Raw genomic sequence first — 21,095 nt, 5'->3', positions numbered from 1 at the left:
ATTGCATGATCCATGTCATCGCCATCATCACCGCGAAACCCGGCCAGCGCGAGAAGATACTCGAAGCCGCGCGCGCAAACATCCCCGCCGTGAAAGCCGAGGACGGCTGCATCGAGTACGGCCCCGGGGTCGATGCCGAGGGACTTGGCAATTTCCAGACCAAGTTCGGGCCGGACACCTTCGTGTTCGTGGAGAAATGGCGCGACACCGACGCGCTCAAGGCCCATGCGGCCGCCCCCCACATGAAGGCCTACGCGGAAAAAGTGAAGGACCTGATCGACAAGCGCGTCATCCACGTCCTCTCGCCGGCGGACTGACGCCGCGATTCAGGGCCGCCAGACCGCAAACACCTTGTCCGAATTGGTGATCCAGGACTCGAGGAAGACCGAGCGGTCGGGCTTGGCACGGCCGAGCTCATTCATCGCGCCGACGAGGCAGAACCAGTTGAGGAGCTCGTGGTGCCCGCGGTCCTCGGCCTCCTCGATGGTGGTATTGCGCCACGTCTCGACGTCGCCGGTCTTCAGCGCCTCGTAATAGCGCCGATCCGCATCGACGTCCGGGAAGACGAGCTCGTTCTTGGCGACCAGGAACGCGTGGCTCCAGCTCGACGACGCGATGAACGCCACCCGCCACGGGCTCGCCTTCAACGCGCGCGCGACCGCGGCGCCGACCTGCATGCAGCGCCACGGCTGCGGCGCCGGTGGATCGAAGTCGGCGGCCGCATCGGGCACCCGTCCTCCGCTTTCGGACGCGCGCCGCGGTGCGCCCCGCGCGGCGACCAGCAGGCGTCCGTACGCGTTCACCGCGAACGGCACGAGCGGCCAGGGAAAGCCCTTGCGGTCGTAGTCGAGGAAGAGCACCGAGTTCGCGAACGCGTGGCCGAGCGCATGATGCAGCGGCTTGTAGGCGTAGGCGACGTCGAAGCCGTCTCGTAAAAGCGCGCTCGCGAGGTGCTTGCCCGCGGTGCGGTGGCCTTTGACGGTGAAGACCTTGTCGGCGGGCTCGTCCCAAGCGTTCTTTCCCCGCTTGTAGTCTTTCCATGGCTGGAACTCGAACGCGTCGTACGCGAGCACCGAGAACGCGGGCACGCAGTCCTCGCGGAAGTTCTCGTACTGGTCGTCGCCCCAGATCAGCACGAAATCGGGCGCGAACGCGTCGAGCTCGCGGCGCACCGCGCGGAACTGCTCGACGAGGTCCTGCCGGTGGCGGTCGGAGTGCGCCCTGCCTTCGTCGTCGCTCCACTGTTCGCGCGCGGTCGGCGGCCACAGTGCCGGGACGCGAAAGCGCTCGGGCAGCGTCGCGTCGTCGAGGCATTTGCGGAAACGCCAGCTCATGTTGAGCTGCGTCGCGAGGTTCGGATAGTGCGTGATGCCCAGTCCCAGGATCTCGGCCATGACGTCCGCCCTCCTTGTGAGCCCAAGCGTAGCAGAGTCAAAATGGGCCGTTCCAACGGGAGGAAATCGGATGCGCGCAGCGGCCGGCGTCGCGTTGTTGTGCGGAGCGCTCGCGGCGCACGCGCAAAACCCCGCCTGGCCCCAGCGCACCGTCCAGATGGTCGTGCCCTACACGCCGGGCACCGGCGCCGACATCGTCGCCCGCGCGTTCCAGCCGCGGCTCGCCGAACGCTGGAAAATCGCGGTGGTCACCGACAACCGTCCCGGCGCGACCGGCAACATCGGCACCGAATTCGTGGCCCGCGCGCCGCCGGACGGCCACGTGCTGCTCATGACCGCGACCTCGTTCGGCACCGCACCGGCGCTCTCCGCGAAGCTGCCGTTCGACCCGGTGCGCAGCTTCGCGCCGGTGGTGCAGATCGCCGCGAGCGAGATGACCCTCGTCGTGCATCCCCAGCTCCCGGCGCGCTCGATGCGCGAGCTCATCCAGCTCGCGAAACGCCGTCCCGGCCAGTTGCACTATTCGTCGCCCGGCAACGGCGGCCCGCAGCACCTCGCGGCCGAGCTGATCAAGCTCGAGACCGGCATCGACATCGTGCACGTGCCGTACAGAGGCTCGGCGGGCGCCGTCACCGATCTCGTCGGCGGCCACGTGCAGGCGACGGTCGCCGGCATGCAGACGGTCTCGCCGCAGGTGCGCGCCGGGAAGCTGCGCATGCTGGGCGTCATGGGCGAGAAACGTTCGGCGGCATTCCCCGCGGTCCCGACGATGAAGGAGCAGGGCCTGCCCAACCTCGTCGTCGAAACCTGGTACGGCCTCTTCGCGCCGGCGGAGGCGCCTTTGCCGGTCGTCGCGAAGCTCAACACCGACTTCAACGCGCTGCTCGGCGAGAGCGAAGTGCGCGAGCTCCTCGCCCGCAGCGGCATGAACCCGGTCGGCGGCACCAGCGAGCGCTTCGGCGACATGGTCAGGGCCGAGCTCGCGCGATGGGCGCGCGTGGTCGCGGCGGCGAAGATCAAAGCGGACTGAGGCCGCGTTACACTCCAAGCGCCGTCGCAACCAAAATCACGAATGAAAATCTTCTACGGCTGGCGCGTCGTCGTCGCCGGCGGCGCCATGCAGTTCCTGCAGGCGCTGCTGCTCAACCAGGCTTTCGGGGCCTATCTCGCGGTGCTCGTCGAAGAGCGCGGATGGAGCAAGACCGCGCTCTCGGGCGCGGCCGCGCTCAAGTCGACCGAGGCCGCGGTGCTCGGGCCGGTGCTCGGCTGGGCGGTCGACAAGTTCGGCACGCAGGGCATCGTCCGCGTGGGGATCCTCACGTTCGGCGTGGGCTTCATGCTGCTCTCGCGCATCGACACGCTGTGGGAGTTCTACGCCGCGTTCGTCATCGTCGCGCTCGGCGCGAGCATGTTCAGCAACTTCCTCGTCAGCGTCGCGATCATCCAGTGGTTCGAGCGGCGGCGCGCGCGGGCGCTGTCGGCGCTGCAGTTCGGCGGCGCGCTCGGCGGAATCTTCGTGGCGGCGGTCGCGTGGTCGATACAGACGTTCGGCTGGCGCACGACCGCGTTCGCGTCGGGCGTGATCGCGATCGTGATCGGCTGGCCGCTGTCGCGCGTGATCAAGAGCCGCCCCGAGGACATGGGCGAGACGATCGACGGCTTGCCGCCGGCGCCGCCGCGTGAGGCGGGACAGCCCGAAGCGCCCGCGAGCCGCGCGTTCACCGCGGGTGAAGCGCTGCGCACGAGCGCGTTCTGGCTGATCTCGCTGGGGCACAGCTTCTCGCTGCTCGTCGTCACCGCGGTCAACGTGCACGCGATCACGCACGTCAAGGAAGGCCTCGGCTATTCGCTCGCGCAGGCGTCGCTCGTCTTCACGCTCGTCACCGTCGGACAGTTCGGCGGCGTGATGATGGGCTGGGTGATCGGCGAGAAGTTCGAGAAGCGCCTCGTCGCCGCGGCCTGCATGCTGATGCACGCGGGCGGCATGCTGATGCTCACCTACGCCGCGGGGCCGGTCATCCTCGCCGCCGCGGCGCTGGTGCACGGCATCGCGTGGGGCCTGCGCGGGCCGTTCATGCAGGCGATACGCGCCGATTACTTCGGCAGACGGTCGATCGGGATGATCATGGGCCTCTCCGCCATGATCACGGTGTTCGGCCAGATCGGCGGACCGGTGATCGCGGGCGCATTCGCCGACTGGCGCGGCGACTATCGCATGGGCTTTACGCTGCTCGCGGTCCTGGCAGGGCTGGGGTCGCTGTTCTTCTTGCTCGCGAAGAAGCCTGAGTTAAAACCTATTTGACCGCCAAGGACGCAAAGGACGCAAAGGAAAGTCAAAAACATTCTTTACGGGCGCGAACGCCGAGCACACGCGTGGAAATCAAAAGGGTATTCCTTGGCGTCCTTTGCGTCCTTTGCGGTTAATTTGCTTTTGATCTTTACCGCAGCAGACTCACCAACTCCGAGACGTTCGCGACGTCGCGAAACTTTCGTATCACCGCAGCGCTCTTCTCGAGGTTGCCTTCGGCCAGCTTGGCGTAGGGCACCAGCGCCCGATACTTCGCCTCGACGTCCTTCCATTCGATGCCCACGATCGCCGAGCCGCGGGGGGCGTAGACGGTGCTCGTGAGCTTGCGTCCGTCGCGCGTCTCGATCGTGACCACTGCGCCGGACTTGTAGCGCTCGAGGTTCCCGGTCGGCGGTTCGCCGACTCTCACCTTGCCGAGCAGGCCGCGGATGCGTGGGTCGTTGATCTTCTCGGGAAACGCATGCGCCCAGGTGAAACCTCGGTCGGCGACGCCCGCCGCCGCGAAGAACGCGGGGCTGTGCGCGACGCCGATGAGATCGGTCGGAAACTGCGGTCCGGTGAAACCCTGGAAGCCCGGCCGCGAGATGGTGATCGTCTCGACTTCCTCGGGCTGGACATTGCCTTCGCGTGAGGCGTTGGCCGCGGCTTCGGCGACCGCGTGGTGCGGGTGACCGCCGGGGACGAGCTTGACGCCGACGTCTTCGAGCATGCTCCAGCGCTTGCCCAGGTCGCGCGTGACCTCGTCGGCTTTGGACTTCACCCCGAAGACCTCGATGAAGCCGAGCTTGGTCTCGAAGATGGTCTCTTCGGCGATGAACCCCTTCTGCGCGGCCTGCGCCGCATCGACTCCGACCATCGAGATCAGACCCGCGTGCCATTCGCGCGCGACGCTCGTCTTCGCCGCCGCGTGCAGGCCGCCCACCGAAGTCGCCGCGATCGAGATCGCCTGCGTCATCTGGTCTTCGTTCAGCTTCAGCAAGCGTCCCGCCGCGACGACCGACGCGAAGATCGCCGCGATGCAGCCGTGAAAACCCTTGACCTGAAGCCCGCCGATCATCGCGCTGTTGATGCGGCCCGCGGCCTCGACGCCCATCACGATCGCTTCGAGGGTCTCCTTCCCGCTCGCACCGGTCTTCTCGGCAACCGCGAGCGCGGTGGCACAGGCAGGCGTTCCGGAATGCACGATGTTGCGCAGGTCGCTGTCGTCCGAAGCGGCCGCGTCGCTCGCGAGCGCGTTCACACGCGCCGCCGCGGCGACCGGCAGCTTCTCGGCGGCGCCGAACCACAGCGTCGCTTCCGACACACCGCCGCGCTCCAACTCCAGCGCACGCACGATCTTCGTCGACTCGATCGTCGAGCCGAGCGCCGCGCTCGCGATGGTGCTCGAGATCAGCATCTGGGCGTATTCGAGCGCCTTGTCGGGAATGGCTGCGGTGTTCGCGAATGCAGCCAACTCGCGCGCGATGGTCATCGATGCTCCTCCCTTCATCGTAGGGTGCGTGCGAACGCACCGTTAAGGGCGCGGTGCGCTGGCGCGCACCCTACGGTTATTTAATTGGCGGGTTCGAGGCCGGTTTTGCGAACCGCATCTGCGGCCTGCGACGACGCGAGAAAATCGATCACCTTCTGCGCGAGCGCGCGGTCGGTGCTGTTCGCACCGACGCCGGCCTTGAACTCGGTCGTGCGCTGCGCTTCGGACGGCAGCGGCGTGATGTGGGCGATGCCGGGCACCGGCAGCAGCTCGCTGATCTGCTGGAAAGCGAGGTCGGCGTCGCCGCGCGCGACGACCGCGCCGGTGCGCTCGCCGCCGGTGATGAGACGGCTCTTCGGCAGCACCTGGTCGGCGATGCCGAGGCGCTGCACGAGCTCGGTCGTGAAGTACTGGCCGCTCACGCTCGCCGAGTACGCGATGCGCTTCGCTTCTAGCAGCGTCTTCTTCAGGCCTTCCATCGTGCCCACGTCGGGCTTCGGCGCGCCCGCGCGCACCGCGAAGCCCATCGTCGAGCGCGCGACGCTCTTGCAGCCTTCGGCCAGCACCAGCCCTTCGTCGACGAACTGTTTCTGGAGCGGCGCCGCGACGATGACGAGGTCCGCGACCTCGCCGCGCTTCAGGCGGCTCGCGATCGAGGTCTCGCCGGTGCCGACCGAGGTCGTCGCGGTGACGACCTTCTTCTGCGTCAGCTTCTCGATGTCCGGGATCAGCGCGAGATGCGCCGCGGTGAACGCGCCCGAGGTCATCACGATGAATTCATTGGCTGCCATGTTCTCGTTCCTTCAGTGCATGCGGTATTGCTGGAGCTTCGCCTCGTCGAGCGTGACGCCGAGCCCCGGGCCCTGCGGCAGCGGAATGCTGCCCCTGGAGATGTCGAGGCGCGTGGTCGTGACCGTATCCTTCACTTTCAGCGGTCCCACGCACTCCAGCCCCGGCACCACGTTGCGCGACGACGCCGCGAGCATGATCTCGGCGAGCGTCGACGGATCGAGGCCGAAGCCGTGACCGACGACGACCGGGATCTTCGCCGCTTCCGCGGTGGCGAGCATGCGCTGCGCTTTCAGTATCCCGCCCGCCTGCTTGATGCCGAACTTCACGAAGTCCGCCGCGTCCGCCTTCAGCACCGCGAGCAGGCTCGCGTGATCGCTCACGCTCTCGTCGGCCATCACCGGGATGCCGCCTTCGCGGCGCACGCGCGCGAGGCCCGCGATGTCTTCCTTCGCGGCGGGCTGCTCGAAGAGCTGGAGATCGTATTGCTTGACCGCCTTGCACAGCGCGAGCGACTGATTGGCGTCGTACTGGCAGTTCGCGTCGATGCGCAGCTTCATCGCGCTGCCGACGACGTCGCGCACCGCGGCGATGCGGTCGCGATCGGCTTCGACGCCGCTGCCGACCTTGATCTTCGCCGATTTGAATCCGGCGGCGAGCCACTGCTTCGCTTCGGCGGCCGCCTCGTCGGGCGGCAGCATGCCGATCCAGCCGTTGAACAGCACGCTGTCCTGCACCGCGCCGCCGAGGTAGGTATAGAGCGGAATGCCCTGCCGGCGGGACGTGAGCTCGATGCACGCCATCTCGATCGCGGCGCCCGCGCCGGGCTGCGTCGGCGTCAGCCGGTCGCACAGCTCGACCATGCGGTTCACGTTGGTCGGATCGAGCCCGACGATCTGCGGCGCGATCTTGTCGCGGATCGCGGCGGCGAGCTCGGGCCCGGTGTTCGGCGACTTCGCGGTCGTCGACGGATCGATGCTGCTGATGCCGATCGTGCCGTCGGACGCGGTGAGCCTGACCACCACGCACTTGGTGATGTTCTTCGAAACTCCGCCGCTCGTGAACGTGCCCAGGAGCGGCATTTCCACGCCGAAGACTTCGACGCGATCGATTTTTAGTGTCATTTGGATTCCTCCAGCAAGTGGACCGCCGACGACGCGCTCGGCGGCATGCATAGCCGGAGTTTAGCGTAGCGTGATGCGCACCGGCGGGATAACCGTAGGGTGCGCGCGAGCGCACCGCGCCGTTAACGGTGCGTTACCACGCACCCTACGGACGGAAATCCGTTGCGTATAGAGCGTCGAGCCGCGCCATCACTTCCGGCGGCAGCGGCCCCATCTCGGCAGCCGCGAGCGCTTCGTCGACGTGATGCAGCTCCGCGCTGCCGATGATCGCGCAGGAGACGTCGGGGTTGGTGAGCACGAAACGCAGCGCGACCTGCGCGCGCGTGCCGTAGCCCTCGCCGATCGCATCGAACACCGCCCTCGCCTTGCGCTCGTCTTCGGCGATGCTCGTATCCTTGATGAGCACGCTCTCGCGCCCGGTGCGCTCGACGCTCGCGATGACGCCCGCGGCGAAGATGCGGATCGCCATCACCGCCACCCCGTTCGCGCGGCACGCATCGATGATTCCGCTCATGTTCTCGCCGGTCCACGACCGCGGCATGCTGCGGCCTGCGCTGGGGTTGAGCAGGTTGTAATACACCTGCGCCGAATCGAAGCGCCTGCTCGCGATCACTTCGCGCACGCACGGCGCCTCGCCGATCGCGGTGATGCCCATGTGGCGGATCAGACCTTTTTCGCGCAGCCGCTCGAGACCTTCCGCGACGCCGTTCTTCCCCAGCACCTGCTCGACCGTGAGCACGCGCCCGCCGGGTGTCGAGCCGATGCGGTTGTGAAGCTGGAGCAGGTCGACCGACGAGCGCTTCAAGCGCGCGAGACTGGCGGTGAGGCTCTCCTCGATCTGCTTCGGGATGTCGTGCAGGTTGTCGACGGGCAGGCCGAACTTGGTGGAGAGGTAAGGCGTGGTCTCCATCTCCGGCAGGAGCCGTCCCAGCGCTTCCTCCGACTTGCCGTTGCCGTACTGCGCGGCGGTGTCGACCCAGTTGATGCCGCCCTGGAACGCGCGGCGCAGCGCTTCGCGCTTCACTGCATCGTCGGGAAACACCATGATGCCGCCGACGGCGCCGGCGCCGAAGATGACTTCGGAGACTTCGAGGCCGGGGCGGCCGAAGCGGCGTTTGTTCATCGCTATTTCGTCAGCTTGATGATGCGCAGCTCGCTCGCCGGCAGGTCGGGGACGAAGATCGTCATGCCTTTGCGATCGGTCGCCACGGCGAAGTCCGCCGGTCCCTTGAAGCCGCTCGCGAGCTGCTCGACGCCGCCTTTCTCGCTCCAGCGGAAGAGCGAGCCGTTGTCCCAGTTGGTCGCGATGATCGAGCCGTCGCCCATCTGGTACAGGCCGTCGATGCGGCCGACGGCTTTCGCGATCTCCTTGAGCTCGCCGTGCTTGTCGAGCGAGTAAATCCCTTTCGGCTCCTTCGGCGACTGGAAGCCGCCGAGCAGGAGCGAGCCGCGCTTGCCCGGGTAGAGCCCGTTCGGATGGATCGACCGGCCCGCGAGCACGACGCTGATCTGCGGGTTGTCTTTCGAGTTGAGAAAATCGGCAGGCTCGACGCGGTAGAGCTTGTCCGCGCGGTTGTCGCTCACGTACAGCGAGTTGCCGACGACCGTCGGATCGTTCGCGAAGGTGATGCCGGTGAGCTCGAGCCGTTTCCCTTTCTTCGTCTTCAGATCGAAGATCCACACCGAGTCGATGTCGGTGACCCACAGGCGGTTGCCCTTCACCCAGATGCCCTTGGGCTTGTTCATCTTCACGTCGCCCGCCGGCAGGAAGCGGTCCTCGATGACCTTGCCGTCGAGCGAGAGCTTGCTGATCCTGCCGTTGCCGTCCTTCGCGGCGGGATCGAGCTTCTCGCCGCCGAACTGGCTCATGTAGAGCACCTTGGTTCTAGGGTCGTACGCGACCGATTCGGGGAAGGCGTAGCCCTTGGCGGTGGTCTCGGAGATCACCTTGAGCTTCTTCTCGGTGGCGGCGATCGCTCCGGCGGCGAGGCCGAGCGCGGCGGACAGGCAAAGCGAAACCACGAGCCCCGGTGCGATTCGAGTCATGTGCTCCTCCTGGGAACGCTTGTCGGGACCCGTTATGATGCCACGCGCATAATCACTGCACACTGATCTTCGCGGAGCGCGCGACGCCGGTCCATTTCTTCACCTCGGCGTGGATCATCTTGCGGAACTCGGCCGGCGACAGGTTCATCGGCTCCGCGGAGTCGGCGGTGAGACGCTTGATCGTGTCCGGATCCTGCAGCACCGCGTTGAACTCGGCGCGCAGCTTCTGCTGTAGCGCAGCAGGAATACCGAGCGGCCCGACCACGCCCCACCACACCGCGACGTCATACCCGGGGTAGCCCGATTCGACGACCGTCGGCACATCGGGCAGCGCGATGCTGCGCTTGGTCGAGCCGACCGCGAGCACGTTGAGCTTGCCGTTGCGCACGTGCGGCAGCACCTGCGTCACCGAGCTGAACATCACCGGCACCTGCCCCGCCATGACGTCGGTCATCGCCGGGCCGCCGCCGCGATAAGGCACCATCAACATGTTGATCCCCGCGACTTTCTTGAAAAGCTCGCCGCCGAAATGGTTGAAGCCTCCGACGCCGGTCGAGGCGTAGAAGATCTTCGCGGGGTTGGCCTTCGCGCGCTCGACGAGGTCGCGCAGATTCTTGAAGCCCGCACCCGGATTGACGACGATGCAGTTGGGCGACGATCCGATCGTGACGATCGGGTCGAACGACTTCTCCACGTCGTACGGGAGCGAAGAGCGCACCGCGGCGTTCATCACCCACGACGTGGAGACCATCAGGATCGTGTAACCGTCCGGCGTCGCGTGCGCCGCGAGATCCGCGCCGATGATGCCGTTGGCGCCGGCGCGGTTGTCGATCACGACCTGCTCGCGCAGCCGGTCCGAGAGCTTGGCGCCGACGTAGCGGCTCAGGATGTCGTTGCTGCCGCCGGGCGGAAACGGGACGATCCACCGGATCGGCTTGGCGGGAAAATCGGTGCGCTCCGCGCTGTGCGCGGCGGAGACGGAGACGGAGACGGAGACGGAGACGAGCGCTGACAACCCTGCAACGACGCACTGTCGCATTCCGAACTGCATGGCGAGGCTCCTCGAAGGATGCCTTCCTTTGTTCGGCGGGCGGGATCGGCCGCGACGACTCGGGGGCCAGACCCCGGCTTTATCGGGGTCTGGCCCCGGTTCCAACGATCTGTCCGAAGTATGGACGCCCGGTACAAAAAGAAAAGGCCCGGCGCCAAAGCGCCGGGCCCAAGCAGGAACCCAAGGGGGGATAACGGCTCCTGTCCGCCTTCTAGACCGGCCGTACACGCCAAACCTTACAAGCGAGGTCCGGCCCCGAAGGCAGACGCAGGCGGAACCTGTGGTGAATCCTTGACCCCGACCGCGATGTGCCGCAACTTTGCCGTCGCTCGCCTTCTTCCCGGAGACCCGACGATGCGTCTATCCGCAGTTGCCGTGGCCGTGCTCGCTCTCGCAGGCGCTACACCTTCGCTGCACGCGCAGGCCTATCCCACCCGTCCCGTGCGCATCATCGTCGGCTACCCGCCGGGAGGCGGCGTCGACGTCGCGGCGCGCATCGTCGCGCAGGGCCTCACCGAGGTCTGGGGAACGCAGAGCGCGATCGTCGATAACCGTCCCGGCGCCGCGGGCGGCATCGGCACCGAGCTCACCGCGGCCGCGACGCCCGACGGCAACACCCTGATGTTGTGCAACATCGCCTCGCACGCGATCACGCCCGCGCGCGCCAAGAAGCTGCCGTACGACCCCGTGCGCGATTTCGCTTTCATCTCGATGGTCGGCACGACGCCGAACGTGATCGTGACGCACCCGCAGATGGCGATGAAAAACCTGAAAGACGTGATCGCGTACGCGAAGAAGAACCCCGGCAAGCTCAATTACGGCTCGTCGGGCGTGGGCGCGTCGCCCAACCTCTCGGTCGAGCTGATGAAGCTCGAAGCCGGCGTCAACATCGTGCACGTGCCGTACAAGGGCGCCGCGATCGCGCTGTCGGACGTGATGAGCGGACATCTGGAGCTCATGACCGGCAACCTGCCGGGGCCGCTGCCGCAGATCAAGGCGGGCAAGGTGCGCGCGCTCGCGGTCACTTCCGGCAAGCGCAACTCGCGCGTCCCCGACGTGCCGACCATCGCGGAGCAGGGCCTGCCCAACTTCGACGTGAGCTCGTGGTACGGCATCTGCACCCAGGCGGCGGTGCCGAAGACTATCCTGGAGAAGCTGCGCGCGGATCTACTGAAAGCGCTCGACGCGCCGGAGACGAAGAAGCGCCTCTACGATCAGGCGATCGACGTCAGGACCGCAACGCCGGAGGCGTTCGTCGAGCACGTCAAGGCCGAGACCGCGCGCTGGGCGCGCGTGGTGCGCGAGGCGAACATCCCCCCGCAATAGGGGCTACCAGACGATCTTGTCGCCGATCGCGAAAAGCCTGCACGGCTGCTGGATGCCGGCCTCCGCGCGATAGCGCTCGCAATCGGCGAGCGCTTCGCCGTTCGCCTCCGCCTGCACCGGATGGCGCGCCACCACCGCGTGCGCGAAGCGCCCGTCCTTGTCCAGCGCGAGAGCGATCGCCTTCGCACCCGATTCGGTGGTGTACGCCTGGAAAGGCGCGAGGAACGCCGTCGGCACGGCGGGGATGTTCACGCGCGGCGCGGGCGGCTGCGGCGGCGTGACGCTCGCGGTCACCGCGGGCTTGTGCGCTTTCGGCGCGACGTGCTCCGGCGCTTTCTGTACCGGCGCGGGCGCCGCCTTGACCGGTGCGGCGGGTGCATGGACTTCGGTCGAGGGTTCGCGCGTCATGTACGCGATGCCGAGCGCGAGGACGCCGGCGATCGCGGCCGGCAGCACGATGCCGCCGCGCGGCTTAGGCGCCGGCTCGATGACTTTGACGGTGGGCTTCTTCGGTTTGGCGACATACTGCGCACCCGGCGTCTGCGCGGGCTTGGCCGGCGCCACATCCCTGAAATCCAGCGAGTCCGCCGCGCGCTCGCGCTTTTCGGGCGCGCGCTGCTGCTTGTGCTTACGGAAGAGAGCGATCGTCGTCATCGGTCGTACAGGTGTGAAAAAAGGCGCAGTTCATGGAGCGCAGGCATGCCCCACTGCTCCTGAATCCGGTTAACGGCGCAATCTCTGAATGCTTTAGACTTCTCCGACACACCATAACGACACGAGGAGGATTCATGACAGCACGGAGTATCGGCAAGCTGAGTGCGCCGCTGGTTCTGGCGGCGGTCCTGGGCGCATCGGGCGCGGTTCACGCGCAGGCCTATCCGTCGAAATCGATACGCATGGTGATCGCGCTCGCCCCCAGCGGCGGCGTCGACACCACGGGACGCTTCATCGGAACGAAGCTCTCGCAGTTGTGGGGCCAGCCGGTCGTCGCGGACAACCGGCCGGGCGCGGGCGGCTCGCTCGCCGCAGACATCGTCGCCAAATCACCGCCCGACGGTTACACGATGCTCATGGCCTCGTCGGGCATCACGATCACGCCGAGCATCATGAAGCTCGGCTACGACCCGAAGAAAGACCTGCTTCCGGTCACGCTCGCGGTGGTCTCGCCCGGCGTGATGGTCGTGCACCCGTCGATTCCCGCGAAGAACGTGAAAGAGCTGATCGCGTTCGCGCGCGCCCGGCCCAACGAGCTCTTCTATTCGTCGTCCGGACAGGGCTCGGGGCAGCATCTCTCGATGGCGATGTTCTGCCAGATGACCGGCATCAAGATGACGCACGTGCCGTACAAGGGCACCGCGCCGAGCATCACCGACACGGTCGCCGGCCGCATCGCGGTGACGATCGCGAGCGTCATCTCCACGCGCCCGTTCTTCACGACCGGCAAGCTGCGTGCGCTCGCGACCGTCGGCTTCAAACGCACGCCTGCACTGCCCGAGTACCCGACGATCGCCGAAGCGGGCGTCCCCGGCTACGGCTTCGAGAACTGGTACGCGCTCTTCATGCCGGGCGGCACCGACAAGGCGATCGCGAACAAGGTGCAGGAAGCCGTCGCCAGGATCCTGCTCGAGCCGGACACCAAGAAGCTGATGCTGCACCAGGGCCTCGACGTCCACGCGAGCTCGCAGGAGGAGTTCTCGAAGATGTACTTCAACGAGATGACGCACTGGGCGAAGGTGGTGAAAGCGGTCGGGCTGCAGCCGAACTAGCGGCCCGTCATTGCCGCGACGACGAGAAGAACGTCATTCTCGCGAAGGCGGGAATCCATTTTGACCTTTATAGTTGGAAATGGATTCCCGACAGTCCCCGCTACCGCGGGTTCGGGAATGACGACTTGGAGGACGAATCCATGAAGATCAGCAAACTCTCCCCCCACATCGGCGCCGAAGTGACCGGCATCGACCTGCGCGAGCCGGTCGACGACGAAACCCGGCGCAAACTCAACCAGGCGGTCGTGGAGAACGTCGCGCTGGTCATCCGCGACCAGAAATTCACGCCCGAGCAGTACCTCGCGGCGGTGGCGCTCTTCGGCGAGCCGATGGAGCAGCACTTCACGCAGTACGCCCTGCCGGGCTGTCCGCTGGTGCACGAAGTGTCGAACCGACACAAGGACAAGGGAGGCAAGCGCGTGAAGCACGGCGCGGACTGGCACACCGATCACACCAACCACGTGCGGCCGCCGAAGTACACCTGCCTCTACGCGGTCGAGCTGCCGTCCAAAGGCGGCGACACCGGCATCGTCAACATGCGCGCGGGCTACGAGGCGCTGCCCGACGAGATGAAGCGCAGGCTCGAGGGCATGCAGACCGTGAACGTCTTCCAGGGCAGCGCGTCCGCGCGCTACTCGGGACAATCGGCGGACGCGCAGGAAGAGAAAAAACCGGAACCGGTGTTACAGCCGCTGGTGCGCAGGCACCCCGATACCGGCCGCAACGCGCTCTATTTCCACCCGGTGAAAGCCGAGAACATCGTCGGCATGGGCGCGGCGGAATCGCAGGTGCTGCTGAAGGACCTGCTGGATCGCTCGGTACGCGACGAGTTCATCTACCGCCACCAGTGGCGCAAGGGCGACATGCTGCTCTGGGACAACCGCGCGGCGATGCACCGCGCGTATTTCGATTACGACCCGGACGAGTACCGCCTGCTCTACCGCGTCCTCGTCCGGGGCGAATTGCCGATCGCTGCCTAGCGCGAAGCGCGGACGGCTTCGCCCGGCGCGTCCGAAAGGACGTATTTGCGCTCCGGCGGGGTGCCGGATGTGTACTGCGTCGGGAGGAGCTTCGGCACCGACAGCGCGTCGCATGTCTTCTTGATGCGGTAGACCTCGATGGGCGGCGTCCAGTCCGCTTTCGCCTCGCACGTGACCTGCACGCAGCCGATGCTCTTCAGGTACTCGCACACGCGCATCGACGAGCCGTCCGCCTTCTTGATCTCGGTGAGGAACGATTCGCCGGGGTAGTGCGGCTTGTTGGAGCCGTTCTCCCAGTTCACGTCCTGCAAGACGGTGTAGAAAGTGCCGTTCACGTCGAGCAGCGACAGGGTCTTCTGGAGGAAAGCGGTGAGGTCCTGCGCGTAGGAGAAACCGCCGATCACGTCGGTGATCATCTGGAAGCGCCCGAGCTCGTCGCTCGAATAATCCCGCAGGCGCTTGCCGAAGAGATACTGGATCTGGTTGCCGTCGAGCTTCGCAGCGGTCTGGTACCACTGGTTGGTGCGGCGGTCCTCGATCGACATCGCGACCGCGGTCGCGCGCTTGCCGCTGCGCGACGCGAGCGCCGGCACCACGTCGTATTTCGCGGTGGCGTAATCCATGACCGCATGGCCTTCGCCCGCGCCGATGTCGAGCCAGCGGTCTTTCTCGCCGAGCTTCGAGAGCGAATCCTTGAACTCGGTCGGCAGCGCGATCACGTACGACATCAGGCCGCGGTCGATCACGTAGCCGTCGGGCCGGTCCTGCCCTTTGCTGTTGTAGATCGCGTTCTGCTTGGAGACTTCGTTGGCGAACGACGGGGTGTCGGCCTGCGCGGCCGACGCGATTGCGGGTGACGCGAGTGAAGCAGCCAGGAGCACGATGCGCCCGGCGATCGAGAGACGGGTCATGATCGAAGATTTCGCTGAGTTTGGGATTGTCGGCGCTCGTGCTGGTTCTTCGGGTGTAGCCTGCTCGGAGCGGTGCTGCCTCGAAGTGTAGCCCTTTTTGATCAGTGGGTTAAACTGTTTCCAGGCAAATTTCCCGGAGGTGCCCTGCCATGCCGCTCACCGCCGAACGGTCTCTGACCGGCAGCGTTGCCGCCGAGTTCAATTACATCGTGGACACCGGCATTCCGCCGGTCCGCTACATCGACTGGCCCGAGATGGCCGACAAGGCGATCCCGCCGCAGTACCGTCAGTATGTAATGACGGTCACCGACGGGCGCCCCTTTAGGGCGTCGTTCGACCTCGACACCCACGGCTTCGTCTTCGTCGATCACCCGACCCGCGTCCGGGACTTCACCTCTGATGCCGAGCGCAAGGCGGTCTACGACCCGGAGGTCGAGGCGCTGGTGAAGCGCTGCTCCGGGGCGTCCCACGTGGTCGTGTTCGACCACACGATAAGGGTCACCGACGACGAGTCCCAGCGCGTCTCGGGCGCCCGCCCGACCGTCAAGGGCGTACACAACGACTACACCGAGGACTCCGCCCCGCGGCGGCTGGCCGAGATCGTCGGCGCCGAGGAAGCCGGGCGGCGGCTGAAGAAGCGCTACGCCATCGTCCAGGTCTGGCGGCCGATCCGCGGCCCGGTGCTGGTCGACCCCCTGGGCATCTGCGACGGCCGCTCGATCCCGCGCGAAGGCTTCATCCGCGTCGAGCGGCGCTACCAGTACCGCACCGGCGAGGTCTATCACATCGCCCACAACCCGGCGCACAAGTGGTACTGGTTCCCGCGCATGACGCGCGACGAGGCGCTGGTGTTCAAGGTCTTCGATTCGGACGCCACCAAGCCCTCGCGCTTCACCGCCCACAGCGCGTTCGACGATCCCAATTCGCCGCCCGACGCCCCGCCGCGGGAGAGCATCGAAACCCGCACCTTCGCCTTCTGGGACTAATTGGGGTCAGAGTCACATTTCGCCGAAATAATGTGACTCTGACCCCGATTTCCCCTACTTCCGCGCCGCCTTGCGCACCGGACGCCGCCGAGACGCCGGCGGTGCGGGCGCTTCTCGCAGCAGCACCTCCGCGAGGGGCAGCGCGGTCTGGAACGCAACCGCGAGGCGGTCCGCCGGATTGCCGCTCGAATAGCCCAGAACCCGCACGACGCTCACGAAGTCGCGCGCTTGCAGCGGCTTGCTCAGACGCGTCTCGCGCTCGCGCAGCATCGCCGCCAGCACGCGGGCCGACACGTCGACCTCGAGCATGAGATCCGGATGGTCGAGGAGGTCCACGCCGATCGCCTCGCCGTAGCGCCCGTAATTGGCGCGCCCGGTGACCTGCACCAGCCCCCGCCCGCGATAGCGCGCGCCGTCGCCGGGCTCGGTGTTGCCGAGCGATTTGCCGCCCGCCGTGCCGGGCTCGTAGAGATCGAAGGGATTGCCGCTCGGCGAGCTGTTGAAGCGGCCGGGCTCCTCCTGGACCGTCGAAAAGTCGCCGCTCTCGATGCGGACGATCGCGAGCGCCAGCGCGAGCATGTCACGGTCGTCCAGCCCCTGCGATGCGAGTGCGTTGCGGAGAGCGCGCGCACCGTCGACGTCCACCGTGGTCGCCTGTTCCGGCCGTCCGGTATAGAGATTCGCGACGAGCGCCCGCACGTCGCTCTCGGCCTTAGGCGCATCCGGCGACTCCGCTCGCAACGATCGGACGACGACGTCGGCGAGTCTCGCGACGTCTTCCCTGAGGCTCTTGCGCGACACCCGAACCTGCAAGACCTCGCGGAGCGCAGCGAGCCCCCGCGGCAGCTCGCGCGGCAAGGTCGAGCGCTCGAGAAGCAAGGGAATGACGTTCTTACCCATCTCGAGCGCTGCCGCCAGCTGCGCCCCGCCCCCCTTTTCGACGACCGACTCGAAGTCGCGCGCGAGCGCCGCTACCACGACGTCGCTGTCTTCCAACTCGCGCCGTAGCGTATCGCTCCACTGTTCTCCGGCTTGCAGGTCGCCGCTGTCGTGCCAGAACCGTGCGCCGCCGGGTGGCAGCCGTTGGCCCAGCTCCCGCTCGAGCATCATGTACACGTCGCGCAGCAGGCCGCTGCGGTCGGGACTGACGGCGGTGAGGAAGATCTGCGGCATCCGAGGGCCGGGCCCCTCCGGGGGCAGTGTCGCGCCTTCGCGGTTGGCGCCGTCGAGTTGGGCGCCTTCGAGCCTCGCGTCGAGGAAGTTGGCGCCGCGCAGGTCGGCCCCACGCAGGTCCGCATTCGTGAGATCGGCGCCGGAGAAATCGGCGTCGCGCGCCTCGGCCCGGGCCAGCCGCGCCTCCCTGAGCATCGCCTTGCGCAGGCTCGCGTTGCGCAGCACCGCACGCTCGAGCTCGACGCCTTCGAGACTCTCGCCGTCGAGGCTCGCACGCTCGCCGCGGAGGCCGCCGCTCTCCAGCCACAGCCCGTGCAGGAACAGCACCGAGCCCATCATGGCGCGCTTCCCACCCGTGCCCCGCAGGTGCGAGACCGCGGTCTCTTCCACCGCATCGAGGATCCCGGCCGCGGGCAGCATCGCCACGATCCCGCCTTCGTGCACTTCGACGACCATGCCGGCGAGCCCGCCGCCGGCGATGACGGGTGCGCCTTCGAGCGCGTTGCTCGCCGGCACCGCCGTCTCGAGCTGGAGGAGCTGCAGCCCGGCCGGCGCTTCCACCGAGGCGGCGCTCGCCCGGTGTCCGGCCTGCCGCGTGCGGTCGAGCACCCGATAGTCCGCCGCGCCGGCCGGCGTCGCCGCGGCGTCGAACAGCGACACATACGTTTCCATGGGCGCGATCGCCCCCGGCTCCAGCACGGCGTGCGGATAGCGATCGTGCTCGACGTCGAGCACGGTGGCGTGCGACGTATACCGGTTCTCCGGGCCGCCGGTGACGTTGACGATCGCGGATTCCGCGACCCTGCGCCGCGTCGTGACGATCCAGTACGGACTGATCGCGAAACCGCTCGTCGACAAGCCCAGCGAGCCCAGCGACTCGACCGTGAAGCATGCGTCCCGGAATCGCTGCGGCACGCTCGATCCGAGGCGGATCCGATGCTCCGCGCCGTCGATCGTCCGCAGCGTGAGCGCTGCGTCCGTCGTATCGACTGCCTCGCTCTTGCCGGGATAGATCGCGACTTTGGCGTAGAGACCGTCCGCGCCCGCGACGTAGAGCACGCGAGGCACCGTGTCCGGCACTTCGAAGGTCACCATCGGCGGCGTGGGTTCGTCGAAGAACTCGCAGCGGCCCGGCGTCCAGCGCACGCCGATGTGCACGCGGGGCAGGAGCTCCGGCGACGTCACGCGCGCAAGCCCGTCCGGCCCTTCCGGCAGCGCATCGACCTCCACCGCGCGATGCGACGTGCGCAACGCCGCCGCTGCCAGAAGCTGTTGCGCTATCGGCGTCGCGCTCACCTCACGCGGCTGCCGCGGCATCGAATGCAGCACCCAGTACGCGAGGCCCGCGGCATCCGCGCCGCCGTCGATCAGCGCGCGCAGCACCGAGGCGAGCTCGCGCTCGATCGCGTCGGTGTCGACGGGTTCGGCGACGCTCGCGGCGTTGAGCCGCTCTTCGACGCGGATCAGCGCGGGCGCGGCGGTCGCCTCACGGAAGCCTGCGAGGAAGCTCCACGCGCGCTCGCAGAGCTCGGGATCGGCCGCGAGCTCGCGCCGCAGGCGATGCGCGACCGACGGCTCCAGCGTCGCCGCTTCGGCGGTCGCGACCGTCATGGCCTCGCTGAACATGAGATCGGCCTCGGCGCCGGCGTCGACGTGGTGCAGGAGCTCGATGCGTGCGGCGCGCATGAGCTCGGGCTCGATGCGCGCGGCGAGGCTCAGGACGCGCGCAAGCTCGACCGCGCCCGGACTGCGCTTGCGCATCGCTTCGATGATGTCGGCGGCGTCGACTTCGTCGGGCGCGACCGGCAGCGCGACCTCCGAGACGACGCGCGGCTGCCGCGGCCGGTCCCAGTGCACGAACTCGACGACCGATCGCAGGATCGACGGCCAGCGCCGCGGCTCGTGCGGCACCAGCGCGATCACTCGCGAGCCGCGTTCCCGCAAGCGCTCGGCGAACGCGCGCCATTGCTCGGGCGTACCCCGCCGCGGCGCGTACAAAGGCCGGCCGATGCCGAAGTCCGAAAGGATGAGGACCGGCATGCCGGGTGGCGGCGCTTCGTAAGGCGCCTCTGCTTCGTCGCCGTGCGCATCGGGCACGCCTTCGACGAACACCACGTCGACCGCGCGCTCGCCGACGAGATCCCTGACCTGCCGCACCAGCATCCCCTGGTCGAGCGCGTACGGCCGCATCGCTTCGGACACGTCGCACACCACCTGCACGCCCCGGCGCAGCGACGCGCGAGGCAGGCGCGGAATCACCTGCGGCATGCGGCCGCGGCCGGCGAGCTCGGTCAGGCGCGCGGCGTCGACCGGGCCGTCCTCGAACATGACCGACAGCCCGCGGCGCAGCATGTCGCGCGTGAGGCCGGGTGCGAACAGCGGCGCGAGCGGCGGCGACGCGGCAGGCGCGCCGGGATCGGGCGGTAACGGGGCGGCTTCAGCGATGTACCGAGGCACTTGCGGCGCGTCTTCATGCGCGCGCTCGACCGCTTCGATCGTGATCGCGAGCTCGTCGGCGACCGGCGCCGCCGCCGGTGTCTTCGGCGGCTCGACGAACGGTTTGACCGGCTCGGGCGGCGGCGCGTCGCCCCTGCCATCCGCCGGCGTCGCGTGCGGACGCACGGCCACGCCGAGCACCGCCGCGATCGCCTCGATGTCCTCGGCGGTTTCCGCGCCGAGGCGCGCCGCCGCTTCGAGCGCGTCCGCGATGCCGATCGGGTAGACCTTGCTCACGCGTTGGCGGGCCGCTTCTCGTGCGGCGTCTTCCACGTCGCGCGCTCGACGATGTCGTCGATGGTCTGCACATCGATCTTGTTCGAGCCCAGGCGCTGACACGCCCGCACCGCGTCGAGAAACTCCGCGACGCTCGGCGTGAATTCTTCACGCGTGCTCTTTCTGCGCTCGTCCGCGAGCCTTTCCATGGCGGCCGCGATACGCTCGTGAAACGCGGCGGAGCTTCGCGGCTCCACCTTGGTCGCGAGCGCGATCAGCTCTTCCCGGGTCGGCGCCGGAAAGCGGTGCACGACGCAGCGGCGCAGGAACGCCGAAGGCAGTTGCCGCTCTTCGTTCGTCGTGACGATCAGCAGCGGCAGGTTTTCGGCGTGCTGCAGCTTCACCGTGCACTGCAGCTCGTCGACCTGGAACTCCATCGAGCCCATCGTGACCAGCAGGTTGTTCGGGACGTCGGGCTCGGCCTTGTCGATCTCGTCGAGCAGCACGACCGCCGGCGCGTCGGGCTTGCGCGGCGGCGTGTACACCGCCGGATCGACCGCCGGCTCGAAGAAGAGCTTCTCGTCCGCCGGCAGCCCGCGGCGCTCCGCCGACGCGCGGTCGAACACCCACCACATCACTTCGGGCTGGATGTACGGGTGATACGACTCCCACCGCCGCGGCGCGGCCTTGCGGCGCCGCGACTTCGCGGCCGCGGCGACCTGCGCGTCGCCGAGACGGCGCACCGCGTCGTAACGCCACAGCAGGTCGTTCGCCGTCATGCGCGAAGTGATGACTTTCTCGTAATAGCGGCGGCCGAGGATGCGCGCGATGTTGTACGCGGCCGACGACTTCCCGCTGCCGGGCGGTCCGCGCAGCAGCAGCGGCCGTCCGGTGGCGAGCGCGACGTTCACCGCGAGCACCAGCGGCTCGGTGTAGACGTATACCTTGCCGTCGCGGCGGTCGCCGCTCGCCGGCACCCTGCGCTCGGCGGCCGTGCGCAGGTCCTTGAACAGCGGCTGCGGGTCGAAGATCTTGGTGTACCCCATGAGTCCTCTCGG

General features: G+C 67.7%; 18 protein-coding genes. 7 read left to right on the top strand and 11 right to left on the bottom strand.

The window, feature by feature from the left end; all coding sequences use genetic code 11:
- Window positions 1-5 precede the first annotated feature (5 nt).
- A complete protein-coding gene (locus VHP37_13995) occupies window positions 6-317 on the top strand; it encodes a putative quinol monooxygenase (GenBank protein HEX2827457.1) in 312 nt (103 codons plus the stop codon).
- Window positions 318-326: 9 nt separating this feature from the next.
- On the opposite strand, the gene VHP37_13990 is transcribed toward VHP37_13995, so the two are convergent.
- Window positions 327-1,394, bottom strand: a complete 1,068-nt coding sequence (locus tag VHP37_13990) for a hypothetical protein (protein HEX2827456.1) — start codon at window positions 1,392-1,394, stop codon at window positions 327-329.
- Window positions 1,395-1,464: 70 nt separating this feature from the next.
- Here VHP37_13990 and VHP37_13985 point away from each other — a divergent pair, with 70 nt between their 5' ends.
- Window positions 1,465-2,424, top strand: a complete 960-nt coding sequence (locus VHP37_13985) for a tripartite tricarboxylate transporter substrate binding protein (GenBank protein ID HEX2827455.1) — start codon at window positions 1,465-1,467, stop codon at window positions 2,422-2,424.
- 42 nt (window positions 2,425-2,466) lie between these two features.
- A complete protein-coding gene (locus VHP37_13980) occupies window positions 2,467-3,696 on the top strand; it encodes an MFS transporter (GenBank protein HEX2827454.1) in 1,230 nt (409 codons plus the stop codon).
- A gap of 136 nt (window positions 3,697-3,832) precedes the next feature.
- Here VHP37_13980 and VHP37_13975 read toward each other — a convergent pair whose 3' ends face one another.
- From VHP37_13975 to VHP37_13950, 6 genes are all read right to left on the bottom strand, one after another.
- Window positions 3,833-5,173, bottom strand: a complete 1,341-nt coding sequence (locus VHP37_13975) for an MmgE/PrpD family protein (protein ID HEX2827453.1) — start codon at window positions 5,171-5,173, stop codon at window positions 3,833-3,835.
- An 80-nt stretch (window positions 5,174-5,253) separates the two neighbouring features.
- The gene (locus tag VHP37_13970; GenBank protein HEX2827452.1) at window positions 5,254-5,964 is read right to left on the bottom strand and encodes a substrate-binding domain-containing protein; all 711 of its coding nucleotides are present in this window, start codon (window positions 5,962-5,964) and stop codon (window positions 5,254-5,256) included.
- Between the two features lie 12 nt (window positions 5,965-5,976).
- Window positions 5,977-7,086 (bottom strand): mandelate racemase/muconate lactonizing enzyme family protein, encoded by a 1,110-nt coding sequence (locus tag VHP37_13965; GenBank protein HEX2827451.1) that lies wholly within the window; start codon window positions 7,084-7,086, stop codon window positions 5,977-5,979.
- A gap of 145 nt (window positions 7,087-7,231) precedes the next feature.
- Window positions 7,232-8,209, bottom strand: coding sequence for an aldo/keto reductase (locus VHP37_13960; protein ID HEX2827450.1), 978 nt, complete (start codon window positions 8,207-8,209; stop codon window positions 7,232-7,234).
- A 2-nt stretch (window positions 8,210-8,211) separates the two neighbouring features.
- The gene (locus tag VHP37_13955) at window positions 8,212-9,132 is read right to left on the bottom strand and encodes a hypothetical protein (GenBank protein ID HEX2827449.1); all 921 of its coding nucleotides are present in this window, start codon (window positions 9,130-9,132) and stop codon (window positions 8,212-8,214) included.
- A 52-nt stretch (window positions 9,133-9,184) separates the two neighbouring features.
- Window positions 9,185-10,183, bottom strand: a complete 999-nt coding sequence (locus tag VHP37_13950; protein HEX2827448.1) for a tripartite tricarboxylate transporter substrate binding protein — start codon at window positions 10,181-10,183, stop codon at window positions 9,185-9,187.
- Between the two features lie 354 nt (window positions 10,184-10,537).
- Between VHP37_13950 and VHP37_13945 the strand changes: the two genes are divergently transcribed.
- A complete protein-coding gene (locus VHP37_13945; GenBank protein HEX2827447.1) occupies window positions 10,538-11,509 on the top strand; it encodes a tripartite tricarboxylate transporter substrate binding protein in 972 nt (323 codons plus the stop codon).
- A gap of 3 nt (window positions 11,510-11,512) precedes the next feature.
- On the opposite strand, the gene VHP37_13940 is transcribed toward VHP37_13945, so the two are convergent.
- Window positions 11,513-12,163, bottom strand: coding sequence for a hypothetical protein (locus tag VHP37_13940; protein ID HEX2827446.1), 651 nt, complete (start codon window positions 12,161-12,163; stop codon window positions 11,513-11,515).
- 134 nt (window positions 12,164-12,297) lie between these two features.
- Between VHP37_13940 and VHP37_13935 the strand changes: the two genes are divergently transcribed.
- Complete coding sequence (locus VHP37_13935; protein ID HEX2827445.1) at window positions 12,298-13,275, top strand: tripartite tricarboxylate transporter substrate binding protein; 978 nt, start codon at window positions 12,298-12,300, stop codon at window positions 13,273-13,275.
- Window positions 13,276-13,415: 140 nt separating this feature from the next.
- Window positions 13,416-14,255 (top strand): TauD/TfdA family dioxygenase, encoded by an 840-nt coding sequence (locus VHP37_13930; GenBank protein HEX2827444.1) that lies wholly within the window; start codon window positions 13,416-13,418, stop codon window positions 14,253-14,255.
- Here the strand turns inward: VHP37_13930 and VHP37_13925 are convergent.
- A complete protein-coding gene (locus VHP37_13925) occupies window positions 14,252-15,166 on the bottom strand; it encodes a hypothetical protein (protein HEX2827443.1) in 915 nt (304 codons plus the stop codon). The genes VHP37_13930 and VHP37_13925 overlap by 4 nt on opposite strands.
- 149 nt (window positions 15,167-15,315) lie before the next feature.
- On the opposite strand from VHP37_13925, the gene VHP37_13920 reads away from it, so the two are divergent.
- A complete protein-coding gene (locus VHP37_13920; protein HEX2827442.1) occupies window positions 15,316-16,152 on the top strand; it encodes a CmcJ/NvfI family oxidoreductase in 837 nt (278 codons plus the stop codon).
- A gap of 54 nt (window positions 16,153-16,206) precedes the next feature.
- Here the strand turns inward: VHP37_13920 and VHP37_13915 are convergent, their stop codons facing one another.
- Window positions 16,207-20,058 carry a pentapeptide repeat-containing protein gene (locus VHP37_13915; protein ID HEX2827441.1) on the bottom strand — a complete coding sequence of 1,284 codons (3,852 nt, stop codon included), beginning with the start codon at window positions 20,056-20,058 and terminating at the stop codon, window positions 16,207-16,209.
- A complete protein-coding gene (locus tag VHP37_13910) occupies window positions 20,055-21,083 on the bottom strand; it encodes a MoxR family ATPase (protein ID HEX2827440.1) in 1,029 nt (342 codons plus the stop codon). Before VHP37_13910 ends, VHP37_13915 begins: the two co-directional genes overlap by 4 nt.
- Window positions 21,084-21,095: the final 12 nt, after the last annotated feature.

It is taken from the genome of Burkholderiales bacterium, assembly GCA_036262035.1.
In the GTDB taxonomy this organism is placed as follows: domain Bacteria; phylum Pseudomonadota; class Gammaproteobacteria; order Burkholderiales; family SG8-41; genus JAQGMV01.
The sequence above is the reverse complement of the archived record's forward strand: the minus strand, read 5'-3'. Positions and strand labels throughout refer to the sequence as shown.